Annotated in this window: 14 protein-coding genes and 2 pseudogenes; 9 read left to right on the top strand and 7 right to left on the bottom strand. The window is 45.6% G+C overall.

The window, feature by feature from the left end:
- Positions 1–99 precede the first annotated feature (99 nt).
- The gene (locus tag JGK20_RS31565) at positions 100–813 is read left to right on the top strand and encodes a phosphate ABC transporter permease (RefSeq protein ID WP_293177473.1); all 714 of its coding nucleotides are present in this window, start codon (positions 100–102) and stop codon (positions 811–813) included.
- 364 nt (positions 814–1,177) lie between these two features.
- Here JGK20_RS31565 and JGK20_RS31570 read toward each other — a convergent pair whose 3' ends face one another.
- Entirely contained in the window at positions 1,178–1,768 is a 591-nt protein-coding gene (locus tag JGK20_RS31570) for a hypothetical protein (RefSeq protein ID WP_293233426.1), read from the bottom strand.
- 444 nt (positions 1,769–2,212) lie between these two features.
- Between JGK20_RS31570 and JGK20_RS31575 the strand changes: the two genes are divergently transcribed.
- The 3 genes and pseudogenes from JGK20_RS31575 to JGK20_RS31585 all read left to right on the top strand — a co-directional run bounded on the left by JGK20_RS31575 (position 2,213) and on the right by JGK20_RS31585 (position 5,155).
- On the top strand, positions 2,213–2,392 hold the full coding sequence (locus JGK20_RS31575) for a hypothetical protein (RefSeq protein WP_293177477.1): 180 nt from the start codon (positions 2,213–2,215) through the stop codon (positions 2,390–2,392).
- A gap of 289 nt (positions 2,393–2,681) precedes the next feature.
- A pseudogene (locus JGK20_RS31580) lies at positions 2,682–4,242 on the top strand (chemotaxis protein CheB).
- Between the two features lie 13 nt (positions 4,243–4,255).
- A complete protein-coding gene (locus JGK20_RS31585) occupies positions 4,256–5,155 on the top strand; it encodes a hybrid sensor histidine kinase/response regulator (protein WP_293233428.1) in 900 nt (299 codons plus the stop codon).
- Between the two features lie 254 nt (positions 5,156–5,409).
- Here the strand turns inward: JGK20_RS31585 and JGK20_RS31590 are convergent, their stop codons facing one another.
- From JGK20_RS31590 to JGK20_RS31605, 4 genes are all read right to left on the bottom strand, one after another.
- A complete protein-coding gene (locus JGK20_RS31590) occupies positions 5,410–6,033 on the bottom strand; it encodes a hypothetical protein (protein ID WP_293233430.1) in 624 nt (207 codons plus the stop codon).
- Positions 6,034–6,317: 284 nt separating this feature from the next.
- The gene (locus JGK20_RS31595; protein ID WP_325315682.1) at positions 6,318–6,929 is read right to left on the bottom strand and encodes a M48 family metalloprotease; all 612 of its coding nucleotides are present in this window, start codon (positions 6,927–6,929) and stop codon (positions 6,318–6,320) included.
- Positions 6,930–7,295: 366 nt separating this feature from the next.
- A complete protein-coding gene (locus JGK20_RS31600; RefSeq protein WP_293177485.1) occupies positions 7,296–7,592 on the bottom strand; it encodes a hypothetical protein in 297 nt (98 codons plus the stop codon).
- Between the two features lie 611 nt (positions 7,593–8,203).
- On the bottom strand, positions 8,204–8,833 hold the full coding sequence (locus tag JGK20_RS31605; protein ID WP_293191840.1) for a macro domain-containing protein: 630 nt from the start codon (positions 8,831–8,833) through the stop codon (positions 8,204–8,206).
- 93 nt (positions 8,834–8,926) lie between these two features.
- On the opposite strand from JGK20_RS31605, the gene crcB reads away from it, so the two are divergent.
- Complete coding sequence (gene crcB, locus JGK20_RS31610) at positions 8,927–9,325, top strand: fluoride efflux transporter CrcB (RefSeq protein WP_293177489.1); 399 nt, start codon at positions 8,927–8,929, stop codon at positions 9,323–9,325.
- Positions 9,326–9,947: 622 nt separating this feature from the next.
- Positions 9,948–11,297 carry a nitrate/sulfonate/bicarbonate ABC transporter ATP-binding protein gene (locus tag JGK20_RS31615; protein WP_293177493.1) on the top strand — a complete coding sequence of 450 codons (1,350 nt, stop codon included), beginning with the start codon at positions 9,948–9,950 and terminating at the stop codon, positions 11,295–11,297.
- A gap of 128 nt (positions 11,298–11,425) precedes the next feature.
- On the opposite strand, the gene JGK20_RS31620 is transcribed toward JGK20_RS31615, so the two are convergent.
- Complete coding sequence (locus JGK20_RS31620; RefSeq protein ID WP_293213633.1) at positions 11,426–11,554, bottom strand: hypothetical protein; 129 nt, start codon at positions 11,552–11,554, stop codon at positions 11,426–11,428.
- A gap of 254 nt (positions 11,555–11,808) precedes the next feature.
- Between JGK20_RS31620 and JGK20_RS31625 the strand changes: the two are divergent.
- Together JGK20_RS31625 and mgtE are read left to right on the top strand one after the other, a co-directional pair.
- Positions 11,809–13,338 (top strand): annotated as a pseudogene (locus JGK20_RS31625) (ABC transporter permease subunit).
- Between the two features lie 544 nt (positions 13,339–13,882).
- Complete coding sequence (gene mgtE / locus JGK20_RS31630) at positions 13,883–15,226, top strand: magnesium transporter (protein ID WP_293233432.1); 1,344 nt, start codon at positions 13,883–13,885, stop codon at positions 15,224–15,226.
- Between the two features lie 42 nt (positions 15,227–15,268).
- Here mgtE and JGK20_RS31635 read toward each other — a convergent pair whose 3' ends face one another.
- Positions 15,269–15,394 (bottom strand): hypothetical protein, encoded by a 126-nt coding sequence (locus tag JGK20_RS31635; RefSeq protein WP_293177499.1) that lies wholly within the window; start codon positions 15,392–15,394, stop codon positions 15,269–15,271.
- Positions 15,395–15,401: 7 nt separating this feature from the next.
- Here JGK20_RS31635 and JGK20_RS31640 point away from each other — a divergent pair, with 7 nt between their 5' ends.
- Complete coding sequence (locus tag JGK20_RS31640; RefSeq protein ID WP_293177501.1) at positions 15,402–16,325, top strand: hypothetical protein; 924 nt, start codon at positions 15,402–15,404, stop codon at positions 16,323–16,325.
- Positions 16,326–16,460: the final 135 nt, after the last annotated feature.

Below are 16,460 nucleotides of genomic sequence, written 5' to 3' on the forward strand. Positions count from 1 at the left end.
TCCCCATTCCCCATTCCCCATTCCCCATTCCCCATTCCCCATTCCCCATTCCCCATTCCCCATTCCCCATTCCCCATTCCCCATTCCCCATTCCCCATTATGCTAATTCCCTTAACTCGCGAAACCTTTCAAGAACTAATTCCCCCGGTGGCTACCGGAGCACAATACAAACACATTTGGGGGAAACCGCCCGATTTTTTAAGGCGAATATTAATTTCTGCGGTAGCTGTAGTTTTGTTGCTAGTAGTTTATAATTTTGCCGGTTCCGATGTCGGGCCTCTAGTTTTAATTGTCGGATTGATCGCTGGTTTGTACTGGCTGTGGGGGCCGATTTTCTGGGCTAGTTTGCGGAATGCAGAATGTCGTAAATATAAATACTGCGGCTTTTGGCAAGGGCGAGTATTGGATATTTATATCACCGATGAAGTCACAAGTCAAGAAGAAACAGTCAATCAAAAAGGACAACTTGTAATTGTTGACAACCTAGAACCGCGAATTAATTTAGAAGTTGGCGACAAAACCGGATTTACTACTACGCTTCGAGCTCCATTGCAGAAAAGTCATCAGGGAATTGTCCCCGGTCAAGCTGCTTTAATGTTAATCATGTCGAATCAAGAAGATTTGGGCAGAATTGCCAAAGTTTCGGATATTTACATTCCCAGCCGCGATGTGTGGGTGAGCGATTATCCTTATTTGCGTAAGGATTTGTTTGTGGAAATGAGCCAGCAAATTAAAAAAGGCAGACAGAAAAAAGGGCGAGATACTGATAATGAAAGTACAAGGGTGAAAAGGCGATCGTCCGCTGATTATTGAACAAAAAAGGTTCGTAGTGAGGACTTTAGTCCGCATCAGGTTCGTAGTGAGGACTTTAGTCCGCATCCAAATCAAATGAATTGAGGCTGTGGCGTTGTCAACGGTTTTGTTCACAAAGGACAGGGTGCGTCAGACAAAACGGGTGCATCTGGTTTTTGAGGAGGGCGAAGCATGACCGCATATAAGTTATTAGTTATAATCTCCTATTTTCTGCGGTCATGCTTCGCCCCTACGGATATGTTCGCCAAAATGAGATGCACCCGACAAAGCAACCAGCAATGCAAAAAAAATTAACTTGCTGACGCACCCTACAAAAACCCAAAAACCTTATAATTGCGATCGCACAAAACGTGCTTTCACAGCATTACTGCGGCTTAGTTTCCGATGATTTTTGAAGGCTTTGTGCAGCCCGAGGATAAGCATCCTTAAGAATCGCCTTAACTTTTGGCTTCTGTTCAGTAGTGAGATTAATTTCAGTCAAAGCTTTACGCATTTTTTCACCAGACTTCAGCTTAGCGTTCAACTGTTTGTATTGCTCAGCCGTGAGTACCTTTGCGAGTTTTTCACTAACTTCCTTGCGCTTCTGTGTGCGTTCAGCATCAGAAAGTTTTGGTTTCTGGGAATTTGTGGGATTTGCAGCCACCGCGTCAGGTTTAGCATCTTTAGAAGCAGCAGCATCCGCCTTTGTTTTTGACACCGCGTCAGATTTAGCAGCATCGGAGGAAGCAGTATCCGCCTTTGTTTCCGATGAAATAACTGGACTCGCCGCAGTCGCATCGGGTTTAGCAGCATCGGAGGAAACAGCATCCGCCTTCGGTTTCTCTAAACTTACGGGATTTTCCTTAGCTGGATTAGATTCCGAGGCTTCCGGGGCGTTGGGTGGCGCACAAGCAGACAAACCGCCAATTAACATGACACCGGCGAGAATAAATGCTGGTGCGATCGTACTTTTCATGATTCACTGCCTCTAGTTAACTTTGTTCATCAATGTTATAGCGTAAAATCGATCGGCGCATGACCCAAGACTCCTAACTTCACCAGTCAATCGATTTTAGATTTTAGATTTTAGATTTTAGATTTTAGGGTGTTGCTTAATCAGGGTAGGAAAAAAATAAGTTGAAAATCCCCAAGCTTTGTCGATACTGGTTTCTATGACTGGCATATTTAGCCTTTCATACCGTAAATCAGCAACGCCAGCATTTTTTTATTATAGTGCGAGCTGTCGCGAGCTCGCGTATTCTACTCGCGAGCGGGGACAGCACTATAAATGCCAAACTGAGATGCTCCCAATACGATCGCCATTAACGCCAAAAATTACCAAAATAAATTAAATCAAATAGCTCTTGACATCAAATTTAGAAAAATTTATAATTATAGGGATACCAAAAATTATTATGACTTGAGCTTCCTAGAATTATTCAGCCAAGAGACTTGCCCCCAGTTTACCGAACAAATCAAAGCTGACCTAGGTTACTTCAAACACGGTACCAACTTGCTAGAGAAAGCAATGGAAGCAATGAGGGGCGTAGTTGCGATCGAAGAAGCCCGTCGCGATGCAGAATTAGAAGCAACGATTTAAGCAGTAGGTTCAGCCTTGGGAGTTGTGGGCATAGTAGCCAGCATTGCTCCCTACTTTATTGAGTTATTTGAGACTGCGGCTCGACCGTAGGGTAGTATATTGTGATAAAGTTGAGACCCACAATTCGCAGTCAGTAGAAGTTCTGCGATCGAACATGAATCCTAAAAAATCTGCCAAGAAATCTCAGCCTAAAGCTGATATCGCAGCCGAGGGAAAGCAACAGGACGATCGCCAGGAATTATTTCCAGTGGTGGGAATTGGAGCGTCTGCGGGTGGATTGGAAGCTTTTATGGAATTGCTGAGCCATTTGCCGATCGATACAGGCATGGCTTTTGTGATGATTCAGCATATGTTACCGACTCAGGAAAGTTTGTTGACCGAGATTCTAGCTCGATCGACTCAGATGCCCGTAAATGAGGTGACAGATGGCATGGCTGTCGCACCGAATCAGGTATACGTCATCCCCCCGAATGCCAGCATGACGATCGAATCCGGGGTGCTGAAGCTAACGCCCCGCGGCAGGGGACGCGGGGCGTTTATGTCCGTCGATACATTTCTGATTGCCCTCGCCGCGGAAAGGGGGAACAAAGCCATCGCCGTCGTTTTGTCCGGGGGCGACGGCGACGGGGCCAGAGGATTAGAAGCGATTAAAGGCGCCGGCGGTATTACTTTTGCTCAATCCGAAGCATCGGCACAATTCACCAGTATGCCACACACTGCGGTGGCGACCGGTCAGGTAGACTTTATCTTGAGGCCGGAACAAATTGCCCAAAAGATCGCCGAAATCGGCTGTCATCCCTACATTGCCAGCCAAGATGCGATCGAATCAGCAGCCAGCCAAGATGCGATCGCCACAATCTACAATTTACTGCTATTGGCTACAGGAGTTGACTTTACTCACTACAAGCAAACTACCTTGAAACGGCGGATACAGCGGCGGATGTTGCTCTACAAGCTGGAACGGATCGAAGATTATGCTGCATATCTCCAAAACACTCCGACAGAAGTCACCGCGCTGTATGGCGATGTCTTAATTCACGTCACCAGCTTTTTTCGGGATTCCGAAAGCTTTGATGCTCTAAACAGCAAAGTGTTTCCCGAAATCGTCAAAAATAAATCGCCGAAGTCGCCGATCCGAATTTGGATTGCCGGTTGTTCCACGGGCGAAGAAGCTTATTCGATCGCCATTTGCTTGCTAGAGTTTTTAACAGAGCGAGACATCGATTTGCCGGTGCAGATTTACGCTACAGACATCAGCGACAGTGCGATCGCGATCGCCCGCAGCGGCTTTTATAGTCGAGGGCGGATATCAAATCGCCAAACAGGTGCGCGAACTCTGTGTTTTTGCCAGACAAAATTTGATTAACGATCCGCCGTTTTCGCGGATGGATTTGATTAGTTGTCGGAATGTGCTGATTTATCTGGGATCTTTGTTGCAGAAAAAACTGCTGCCAATGTTCCACTACGGACTCAGCCCCGAAGGCTTTTTGCTGTTAGGTACTTCGGAAACGATCGGTGAATTTGCCGAATTGTTTGGGCTGTGCGACCAAAAAAACAAGATTTATCTAAAAAAACAGTTATCGCATTGGCTGAGCATTGATTTAACTGCCAGCCAAAATCCTCTGACAGCCATCAACCCTCCACTGCTGGTGACGCCAAGCTGGAACGAAATGGAAATGGAGAAACAAGCCGATCTAATTGTTTTAAATGAGTATGCCCCCGTCGGCGTCGTAATTAACAGCGCCAGCGAGATTTTGCAATTTCGAGGACAGACGAGCAGCTATTTAGAACCGGCTCCGGGTAAGGCGAGCTTTAATTTGCTGAAAATGGCAAAATCGGGATTGCGCTGAAAATGCGATCGAGGTGGTTCGTTTGGCGGCAGCAGCCAAAAATATTCAACTTGAATCGAGGATCACTCCTTTATCCCTAAAACTGTTGGGCGATCCAAGCCGCTTGCAACAGGTACTGTGGAATCTACTTTCAAACGCGATTAAATTCACCCCAGCCGGAGGCAGAATAGACATCTCATCAGACTACATTGATGGCATGGCTCAAATCCAAATTCGCGATACTGGTAAAGGCATTGACGCTAATTTTCTCCCCTATGTGTTCGATCGCTTCCGTCAGGCGGATAGTAGCTATTCTCGAAGCAACTCTGGATTGGGCCTAGGACTCTCGATTGTCTATCATTTGGTAGAACTCCACGGCGGTAGTATTCGTGCAGAAAGTGGCGGTGAGGAACAAGGGGCAATGTTTACCCTCAGGTTGCCGCTGCTAGCAGATACGCAAAAAAGTTCAGCGCTTTGTGTTGTAGAAGCAGTAGCAGAAGTAGATGTTGCTAACCAGCCTGTAGCGGCAATGGCACAGATTCCATCCTTGGCTGGTGTACGAGTGCTGCTGGTGGATGACGAAGCATATCTGCGTCAGTTATTCACAACCATGCTGGATGAGTATGGAGTTGAAACTAGCGCAGCCGCATCAGCAACTGAGGCCATCTCAATGTTGACAGCAAATCCCGATCGATACGATCTACTTCTTTCTGATATTGGAATGCCAGAACAAGACGGTTATTCGCTGATGCGGCAGATTCGGACACTGAGTGTGGAGGAAGGGGGAGAAATTCCTGCTGCGGCGATCACGGCCTATGCTAAAGATGACGATCGGCGATCGGCGATCGCTGCGGGTTTTCAGATTCATGTCGCTAAGCCGATCGATTCAGCTCAATTAGCATGGATCGTGGCTTCTTTAACTGGGCGAATTTAGGAATGAGAATTAAATAACTTACAATTTTAATTATTATTGTGGGATGGGCGTCCCGCCCGTCCTTTCTGGACGGGCGGGACGCCCGTCCCACAAATATGTGTAAATTATTTAATTCGCGATCCTTCGTTAAAAGCGCTGAGGGACTGATATAGCCTTTCTCAAAAAGGTGAGGTATGACTGACAGGTTATATAACCACTGAAACCAAGAGGGCTCTCTTCCCAACAACGTCCGCGAATGATTATATCAATTCCGATTACTTCTCCGAATCGCCGCGATCTGACTTGTCAAAAAACGCCGTTAGCGAGTTCCAAGCAGACTTAGCAGTCTCTTTCAATCGAGCACCAATCGACTCAATTTCTCCCACAACCACGTGCCAATTCTTTTCAGTTTCCTTGTGAATGTGCTCAACAGCTTGATCGATGCGATCGCGTTCGACTAATTTATTTTGTTCCACCGCTTCCCGCGCTTGTCGAACCGCTTTCAAATAAGCTTCGCGACTGACTTCGCCGGCATCTTGCACCTGGGCTTGAGCTCGCGTTTTAATCGCATCCACCACCAGCCAATTTTTCTCGGATTCCTTTTTGAGTAGGTTGACAGCCTCAGTCATTCTCTCTTTGGCGATCGACTTATTTTGTTCGATCGCGCCTGAAGCCTTCTGGAGGGCTTTCAAATAAGCTTCGCGGGTGAGATCGCCCGCTGCTTGGACTTCGGCGGCGGCGCGTTTTTTAATTGCTTCAAACAAAGCGGCTGTTTCTGCGATCGCTTCGGGCGTAGCATCCGGCATCTCTTTTTTAACAATCGCCGTCGTTTCGGGAGTAGCCTCTACAATTGTTACTTCAGTTACTTCAGTTACTTCATTCAAATTTGGATCAGTCATTGCGATATCTCCTTTGGTAATCCGCAAACACAGACTTTGTTATGTACTGCCAGAATTAATTCTGGCCCTTAAGACTTTGTACCAGAAAGAATTGGTTGAAAGCCCCAAGCCTTTGAGGGAGAAATTAAAATCAGACTATTCATTACTCGATTCCTCGGACTTCTAGGTAGAGGTCGCTTTTAAACTGTCAACTGTCAACTGTCAACTGTTGAACCATAGCACCAGAACTCATGCTGGCTGTTAAAACTTTCGATTTGTAGCGCCACAATTCATTCTAACACTTATTAATAAGAACCAGTCAATTCTTGTTCCAGCTTCATCAAATTTTCAATCCGCGATTCCGTAGTTGGATGAGTCGAAAACAAACTTCTAAACCAATCACCAGCAGACGAATTCACAATCAACAGCGGCGCAAAAGCTGGATTACCATCTAAAGGCATTTGCCGCGCCCCACTTTCCAACCGCTGCAAAGCCCTCGCCAAAGCCCTTGGATTGCCCGTTAACCGGGCAGCCCCCGCATCCGCCGAAAACTCCCGCGTGCGCGAAATGGCTAGCTGAATCACCGAAGCAGCCACCGGTGCGAGGATAATTGTCAGCAGCAACCCTACAGGATTCGGGCTGTTGCGATCGTCCCTACCCCCAAACCACATACTGTAACTCGCCATTTGCGCCAACCACGAAATCGCCCCCGCCACCGTAGCCGCCACCGCTTGCGTCAGCGTATCGCGGTTGTTAATGTGAGTAAGTTCGTGGGCAATAACTCCTTCGAGTTCGTCCTCTGAAAGCATACTCATAATCCCTTCTGTCACCGCAACCGCCGCGTGTTCGGGATCGCGCCCGGTAGCAAAAGCGTTAGCAGACGCAGTGGGAATAATTTGACACTCCCCGGCAGTCAGGGCGCGGGGATTCTTGGTTCACAGACATACCTTAAAATTGTCCATCACCCGTTCGATAGAACCTGTGTTTTGAGCCTAAGAAAGAACAATCCCAGAGGGCTTATCTCCCCAAGCGATAGAGAGTTTCCTCTCTTGTTCCCGTGTGTCCCACGGTACGTTTAATATTCAAGATTTTAGTTTTCTGGTCTGGGTTACGTTAGTTACCCTAGCTATGTTTTTCGTGGTGTTCGCCACCCACTAACCATTATTATTTCCCGACCTGTCGTTTGAGCTTAGTGTCTCATGTGTATCGGCGGTTATTCTACCTGTAGTATTACTCTATTATACCATCTTGAACAAGAAATTTAGATAATTAAATCCGTCCTTTTAGGACGGGGCTTTAGACCCAATTTTCTGGTAAACTCCCGGCATCGGTAAATTAGCGCGCTGGGCCAGCCTTTCCACCATTGTATAAAGTCCCGGCGCTTGGCTGGCAGTTATCGGCACAGCCCCGTAAGCTGCCAAAGCGATTTTATCCGAGTAAAACCACGAACCTAAGTTCATGGCGGCGGCCAAACCAATGCCGATAATTGCACCGCCCGAACCGCCGATTACCCAATAGCTAACGGTAATTAACAGCGCACTTAACAAGCCTAACAAAGCAGCAGTTTTAATTTGATTCATTTCGGGACTCTCCCTGAAAGCACTCATTCAGTTGACAGTTGACAGTTGACAGTTGACAGTTGACAGATTAGAGCGACCTCTACCTAGAAGCAAGAGGATTGGAGTAATGAATAGTCTGATTTTAATTTCTCCCGATCGGGAAGAGGCTTTAAACCAATTCTTTCTGGTAAATTAAGCAATAATCTCGATCGACCTTCAATAGTTGTTTGCATGGAATTTCGCCGCCGCCTACCAACAACCGGGTTGCGATCGCAGTATTTGGTGACATCACAGATAATTTTTGATTATTCGGGTTTTTTTGACTCTGTTCTCTTACATTCTATCTACCCAAGTTGAGCTCGCGTGTAGGATACCGCCAACTTGCAGGTACGGTTTAGCGTACTTTAGTTTTTAGTTGAGTGCATCTGGGTTTTGCAAATATGTGTGTAGGGGCGATCGCATGACCGCAGTAAATATGAGATTATAACTAATAACTTATATGCGGTCATGCGATCGCCCTCTTCAAAAACCTGATGCACCCCTTTAATTTCTGATAAATCGCTCCACCTCAAAATACAGACTACCAAGAAACCCGGTTGCTAAACACTGTAGAAATTTGAGATTTGGGCCTTTCAAGTTTCCAGCGACAACTGTCCGGCATCGCCAGCATATAACAAGTGGTGAGATTTTTGAGCGTCCAGCCAAGATTTAGGAAATTGGTATTGAGATAGGAGGATATCTGCGATCGCGACTTGCATCTGATGCGCGCAGATATCGGGTGGCACTTTACCTGTGCCCGTACCCATGCCGGGAATCGCGATCGTTTCAATGATATGTTTGACTGGTGTTCCGTCTGGAACCGTGCCAAATTTTACGAGAGTTAAAATAGCCCTGGTTGCTAGATAAACATTGACTGTCTCTGTTAAAATTGTCGGAACCCGCATGGTTGGGGCAGCAATTAAATAGGGAATTTCGTCATGATCGGTATCGACAACTTCGGCTAATCCTACCAATAGTTCGCCGTGATGGCGACTCTGAATTAGTTTTTGCAGGCGTTCTGGAACGTGACTTCCAAAATATTCAGCAATCTCTAAATTTAAGCCGCCGTCCATGAAGCCAAAACTATTCGCTGGACTCACAATCGCATCGCATTTCACATCAAAGATTGAACCGCGATGTATCTTGACATTCTCGATATTGCCACAAGTGCTTTCCCACGCTCTAACTAAGTTATCGTCTACGGCAGCCAGCACAATTTGCATACATACTCTCTATAATTTTTAAAAGGGCGATCGCCCTTTTAATCATACAATAGTTTAGATGAGTCCGCTGAATCTAAAATCTAAAATCCTTTGATGCTGCAAGACCCGAATCTCCGCCACCCGATCGCAATTAGTTTCGGTGCCATTGTCGGCGCATTGAGCCGGTATTATATCACCTTGTGGTTTGCCAACCGTTTCGGAACGGCTTTTCCCTACGGAACTTTTTTTATCAACATCACCGGTTGCTTGGCTATGGGATTTTTTATCACCCTGATTTTTGAACGGGTGCCGACGGTTCCGTCGGAGGTGCGGTTAATGATAGCAACGGGATTTTTGGGGGCTTATACTACTTTTTCGACTTACGGTTTAGAGACAAATGTCTTGTTGCGCGATCGCTTTTACAGCTTTGCCACTTTTTACTGGGCTGGCAGTGCCATACTAGGAGTAATTGCCGTTCAGTTAGGCAGCATTTTAGCACGAATTGGCAAATAGATAAAATACTAATCGAGCATCTGTAGGGAAACTGCAATGCCGTGTCCGGCTTGCGGCTCGTCTAATGAAAAATAATTTATATGAAATCAGCACTTGTAGCAATTAATTTTAAAATTAATCTAAAAATTAATTTTTTTCAGCTCGACCAGGTTTTGGCGATCGCTCCTCAATTCCGCTTTAATTGATATCTTGCAGATTTTACCAGAAAGCATTGGTTTAAAGCCCCAAGCCCGATCGCGATAAATTAAAAGAAGAGGATTCATTACTCCAATCCTCTTCCTTCCTTTGTCAAGTGCTGTCAACTGTCAACTGTCAACTGTCAACTGTCAACTGAATGAAGCATTCCCGTCAGCAGGTATTGCTAAAAATGAGTTTATGAGGTATACGTATGGAAACCCAAGAATCAATGTTAAGACCAACGGAGGCAAACTCGTGTCTGCGGACAAATATCAGTTTTCAGTTTGTAAAAGTTTGTGACCAATGACCAATGACCAATGACCAATGGCTAATGGCTAATGGCTAATGGCTAATGACCAATGACCAATGACCAATGACCAATGACCAATGACTAATAACTAATGACTAATAACTAAAGTTAAATAACAAGCGAGGGAGTTTAGTTGTGGTAGTTAAAATAGCAACAGAGTGCCTCATTACCTTAAAAGGTGTCAGCAAGGCTTACCAGCAGCCCAACGGTCAACAAATATCTATTTTAGAGCCAATAAATTTAGAACTGCGATCGGGCGAAATAGTAGCTTTACTAGGCCCTTCCGGATCTGGCAAATCTACATTAATGCGGATGATTGCTGGACTAATCCCCCCCAGCGATGGTGAAGTTCTCTATCACAATCGTCCCTTAGTCGGCTTAAATCCTGGGATAGCGATTGTCTTTCAAAACTTTGCCCTTTATCCCTGGCTGACGGTACTAGAAAATGTAGAATTAGGATTAAAAGCTAAAGGAGACTTGCCAGAACCGCGCCGCCAAAAAGCCTTGCGAATGATTGATATTATCGGTTTAGACGGATTTGAAAATGCTTATCCGAAAGAACTGTCCGGCGGAATGCGGCAGCGAGTGGGATTTGCTAGGGCTTTGGCGGTAGAACCGGAATTGCTGTGCATGGATGAACCGTTTTCAGCCTTAGATGTGTTGACCGCAGAAAACTTGCGGTTTGAGTTATTAGATTTGTGGCTAGAAAAAAAGATTCCGACTCAAGCTGTATTAATCGTAACTCACGGGATTGAGGAAGCGGTCATTTTAGCCGATCGCATTGTAGTCCTCGGCCGCAATCCCGGGCGAATTCGCGCCGAACTAACCGTGACTTTGCCGCACTACCGCGATCGCAAAACTCCAGAATTCCAAGCCCTCGTAGACCAAGTGTACAAAATTCTGACGAATCCAGAGTTAAGCTGCGAAACAGTGGCTGCACCAACTCAAAGTACCGCTACTGCTGTATCTCAGACTCAACCCGCCCCCAGCACTAAATACCAATCTCTGCCGCAAGTACGCACAGGTGCGATCGCAGGTTTGTTAGAACTCCTGGAAGATCGCAAGGAAAAAGACCTCTACCGACTCGGTCAAGAATTAATGTTAGAGGTAGACGACATTTTGCCGATCGTCGAAGCCGCCAAATTAATGGAATTCCTAGTAATTCAAGAAGGCGACCTCCTGTTAACACCAGTTGGAATTCAATTCATTGCCGGCGGAATTGACCAGCGCAAACAAATTGTTCGCACCCAAATCCTCAGCAACATTCGTGCAGTACAGCAAATTTCTCGAATGCTTCAGTCTAAGCGAAATCACCGCATTTCTGAAGAGTTGATTTTGGACATTCTCGAAGCCCACTTTAGCCCCCAAGAAGCAATGCGGCAATTAAAAACTGCGATTGACTGGGGTCGTTATGCAGAGTTGTACAGCTACGACGAACCAGGGGGTGAAATATTTCTAGAATCCGAAGAACCTAAAAATGAGTAGTCAGTAGTCAGTAGTCATTGGTTACTGGTTACTGGTTACTGGTTACTGGTTACTGGTTACTGACTACTGGTTACTGGTTACTGACTACTGGTTATTAGTCATTAGAATCAACAACTAACAACTAATAATTAATAACTAATAACAATAGTAACTGACCAATTCCCAATGCCCAATCCCCAATTCCCAATTCCCAATTCCCAATCCCCAATCCCCAATTCCCAATTCCCAATTCCCAATTCCCAATGCCCAATTACCAATTACCAATTACCAATTACCAATTACCAATTACCAATAACTAATTATTATGACAAGACCCCTAACACCCGCCAATAAAACATTAGAAAGATCGACTTGGACTTGGCAAGACGGCTTGCTAATTCTAGCAATCTTCTCTCTAATTCTAGTAATAGTCCAAACAGCTTCTCAATTCAACAGTGACTACAACCCAAACTTTAAAATTGAGACCACCCTCAATGTATTGCCAGGGTATACAGCCCAGACTCTTTTACGCATGACAGCAGCCTATTTTTTATCCTTGCTATTTACCTTAGTTTATGCTTATTCAGCTTACCGCTTTCCTCTCGCAGCAAAAATTTTAATTCCCTTATTAGATATTTTACAGTCGATTCCAGTTTTATCCTTTTTGCCCGGAGTAGTTTTAGCGCTAGTTACATTATTTCCCGGTCAAAGAATCGGCGTAGAACTCGCATCGATTATCTTAATATTCACTGGAATGACTTGGAATATGACCTTTAGTTTCTATCAGTCCCTATCCGGCATTCCGCAAGAACTCAAGGAAGCTGCTCAAGTTTATCGGCTGAATGCTTGGCAACAATTTTGGACGTTAGAATTGCCCGCTGGTGCGATCGGGCTGGTGTGGAACAGCGTCATGTCAGTGGCTGGTGGCTGGTTCTTTTTGATTGCGATCGAATCTTTTACCTTGGGTGCTAAAAACTTTCATCTGCCCGGACTCGGTTCCTATTTGGGCAAGGCAGCTAATGAAGGCAATTTTGGGGCGATCGGCTGGGGTTTAGCAGTATTAATTGGTGTGATTGTAGCCATAGATTTTTTCATTTGGCAGCCTTTGATTGCTTGGGTGGAAAAGTTTAAATATCAAGCCGTAGAAGCGACCAATGTACCGCAGTCCAAGGTGTTGGATTTTTTAAGGCGATCGGCGACGCTGCGGGTGTTGAAGTCGCGCATATCGCCCGTAGGTGACAGTTTCGATCGCTATGCGGCAAGAGGTTTTGCACCTGCTCATTTACCAACCAGTCCTCGCGCACAAAGCCGCCTCGGCAATTGGATCAATTGGCTGTTTGTCAGCGGGTTTGCTGCGATCGTCCTTTGGGGAACCTGGGAAGCCTTACTGCTGCTGAGGTTCCTGAGTGTATCTGATTGGCAAAAAGTCGTGGGAGGTGCATTTTTTACGGCTTTGCGAGTCATTTGCGCGCTATTTTTATCGCTGTTGTGGACTGTACCTGTCGGAGTGGCGATCGGTCGAAATCCGCGTTTAGCTCAGATTTTGCAGCCTTTAGTGCAAATAGCCGCTTCTGTACCAGCAACGGCTTTATTTCCCGTATTGCTACTAGCTCTAATTCACGCTGGAGGCGGGTTGCAAATTGGTTCTGTAGCGCTGATGATGTTGGGTACAATGTGGTATTTGCTGTTTAATGTGATTGCGGGCGCTCAAGCCATACCTTCGGAGTTATTTGAAGCCGCGCAAGTTTACAAACTTTCCCTAATTCAACGCTGAAAAACTTTAATTTTGCCGGGAATATTCCCTTATTTAATCACAGGAATTATTACGGCGGTTGGCGGAGCTTGGAATGCGAGTATTGTCAGCGAATACGTGCAGTTTAAAGGTGAAATAATTAGAACGAGCGGTTTGGGCGAGACCATTTCTGAAGCAACGGCATCGGGTAATTTTCCTTTACTGTTAGCGGCTACTTCTGTGATGTCGCTGTTGGTTGTATTGACTAACCGTTTGGTGTGGCGCCCACTTTACCGTTTGGCACAAGAAAAATACCAGTTATTGGTTTAAGTCGGTTGACAGTTGATAGTTGACAGTTGGCAGTTGACAGTTGACAGTTGATAGTTGGCAGTTGGCAGTTGATAGTTGACAGTTGGCAGTTGACAGCTTGCCGTGAGCGAAGCCGAAGGGTTGACAGTATACCCATTCTCAAAGGCGATGAGGTAATTGGTAATTGGTAATTGGTAATTGGTAATTGGTAATTAATAATCGGTAATCGATCGCACTCTCCCGAACTCACACTCTGTTGCACTAGCTCGAAAACATCATACCAAGAAATTCGGTTTCGACAATACAGCTTGGTTTTGGTGCTGCCGCATCTGCCAAAAAATTCGGTTGCTCGCGCTGCCCGTGTAAATCGTAATAACTGCAACCAGTGGTGTCAATAGGCTATAAACTGGATTCAGGAAGGCGTGCAGCACAGGTTGATACCAGTTACCACAAAAATGCAACTGTAGGTCAAGTTCAAATCTGCTGACTCAGTAAGTCATTCGCAATTCTTTAATCCCAAATCCCAAATCTAAAATCTAAAATCTAAAATCTAAAATGAAAAGAACTGCGGGAATTAGTTCGATCGCAGTTAAAGGCTTTGTTGGAACAAGGAGACTTTCAAGGAGCAAAAGCGATTTTGCAGCCGGTGCAGGAAGCAGACATCGCTGAAGCTATCGAAGGCCTGCCGGAAACCATGCAAGTAATAGCTTTCCGGTTGCTTTCTAAAGACGAAGCGATCGCAGTTTACGAATATCTCGACTCCAGCGTTCAGCAGTCCCTCTGCGAAAAATTCAAACGCCAAGAAGTAATCGATATTGTAGACAAAATGTCCCCGGACGATCGAGCTAAACTATTTGACGAACTGCCGGCCATCTTAGTCCGCCGCCTCTTAGGTGAATTGAGCCCAACGGAACGCGAAGCTACGGCCCAACTCTTGGGTTACGAAGCCAGTAGCGCCGGCCGGATTATGACCCCAGAATACATTTCTCTCAAAGAAAGCTTTACCGTTGCTCAAGCTTTAGACAGAATTCGCTCTTTAGCTAAAACTACCGAAACCATTTATTCTCTTTACGTCACTGATGCGGCGCGACGGTTGAGTGGCATTTTATCCTTGCGGGATTTAGTCACTTCTCCCCTCGACAAAACTGTCGGCGAAATTATGACCCGCGAGGTAGTTTCTGTGCAAACGGGAACGGATCGAGAAGAAGTAGCTAGGCTGATCCAGCGTTACGATTTTTTAGCTGTGCCCGTTGTAGACCGCGAACAGCGTCTGGTGGGGATCATTACAGTTGACGACGCGATCGACATTTTAGAACAAGAAGCTGCCAAAGATATTTATACCTTGGGTGGCGTCCAGTCCGGCGGCGACAATTATTTTCAGACCGATTTAATCACCGTCGCCCGCAAAAGGGTCGTATGGCTGTTTGTTCTGCTGTTGACCAACACTGTCACCGGAGCAATTATTAGAGCTCAAGAAGATATTTTGCACCAAGTAGTCGCCCTAGCAGCCTTTATTCCGCTGCTGACTGGCACTGGAGGCAATGTCGGAGCCCAGTCCTCAACTGTAGTAATTCGCGGTTTGAATACTGATGAAATTACAGCCATGGGCCCCTTTCAAGTAATTGTGCGTGAGGGGATGGCGGGAGCGCTCCTAGGCGCTATATTGGGGACGGTAGCGACGGGGTGGGCTTACACTCTGCAAGGGAATTTAGCCGTGGCAATCGCGGTGGGGGTGAGTTTGCTGGCGATCGCAATTTTAGCTTCTATTGCCGGTTCAGCTCTGCCGTTTCTCTTTCGTTCTTTGGGTTTAGACCCCGCTTTAATGTCTGCTCCTTTTATTACCACCGCAGTTGATGTCCTCGGAGTCTTAATTTATTTCACTTTAGCTCGACTAATTTTGCAATTATAATATATTTATGTAGATTGGCATAATAAAAAACCCATAGTAATTTTAAATTCCGTGATGTACAGCCTCCCAATTCCCAATGCCCAATGCCCAATTCCCAATTCCCAATTCCCAATTCCCAATTCCCAATTCCCAATTCCCAATTCCCAATTCCCAATTCCCAATTCCCAATTAATCTATGTCATCACCTAATTCATCAACCAAAATTCAAAATCCCAAATCGAGCAATTTGTTAGAAACTGCTGAATTAATCTTTCTTGCTGCCTCGGCTGTAGGATTGGCTGCTAGTTTGGTTTTGCAGCAGAGCATTTATGTCGAAGTTCCTGTAGTAATTTCGCTCTTTTTGAATTTTGTGAACCGCCAGAAGTTTCGCGGGCAAGTTAAAACAAGTACCGCGGCAGTGTTCGATCGCGTAAACCAACAAGCCACTACGAGCGATCGGGCGATCGAGCAATTACAACTTGCTGTAAGTTCTTTAGATACAGCTCTTGCCCAAACATCTCGCGAAAATCTCAATGTTGGCCAGGCAGAAAATTCCCACTCTATAATTTCAGCAATTGAGAACCTGCGCCAGCGGATCATAATTTTAGAAAAAACTATTAAAATGATTCAAAGCGAGATCGAAATCACCAGCCGCCAATTCAAACAACGGCCTGAGTTGCAACAAGTCGAAACTTTGACAACAATCATTCTGGACTTGCAGGAGTTTATCAACGAACTGCCGCAATGGGGAAATTTGCAGCAGCGACAGCTAACAGAACTTCAGCAACAAGTAGATAATGCTTTGGCTCAGCTTGCTCAAGAAATTGCTGTGATTCCCACCCGCGTGGAGGAGGCTGTAGCTAGTCGCGGCGGGGAAATTAACCAACCGTTAGGTTCTGGTGTGAATGCTGAGTCCAAAAATGCCGATCGATCTAAAACCCAGAATGAGAAAATTCGCCAGAAATATCCCAGGGCTTACGTAAAGTGGAGTCGCGAGGAAGATGAGAATTTACAGAAAGAATATGCAAACTGCCAAGAAGTTAGTGAATTAGCTCAGAAATTTCAGCGACAACCTGTTGCCATTCGTTCGCGCTTGCAAAAATTAGGATTGATCCAATAATATCGAGGTAATTGGGAATTGGGAATTGGGAATTGGGAATTGGGAATTGGGAATTGGGAATTGGGAATTGGGAATTGGGCATTGGGAATTGGGCATTGGGAATTGGGAATTGGGAATTGGGAATTGGGAATTGGG

Origin of the sequence: Microcoleus sp. PH2017_05_CCC_O_A, from assembly GCF_020738785.1 — a bacterium.
Classification (GTDB): Bacteria; Cyanobacteriota; Cyanobacteriia; order Cyanobacteriales; family Microcoleaceae; genus Microcoleus.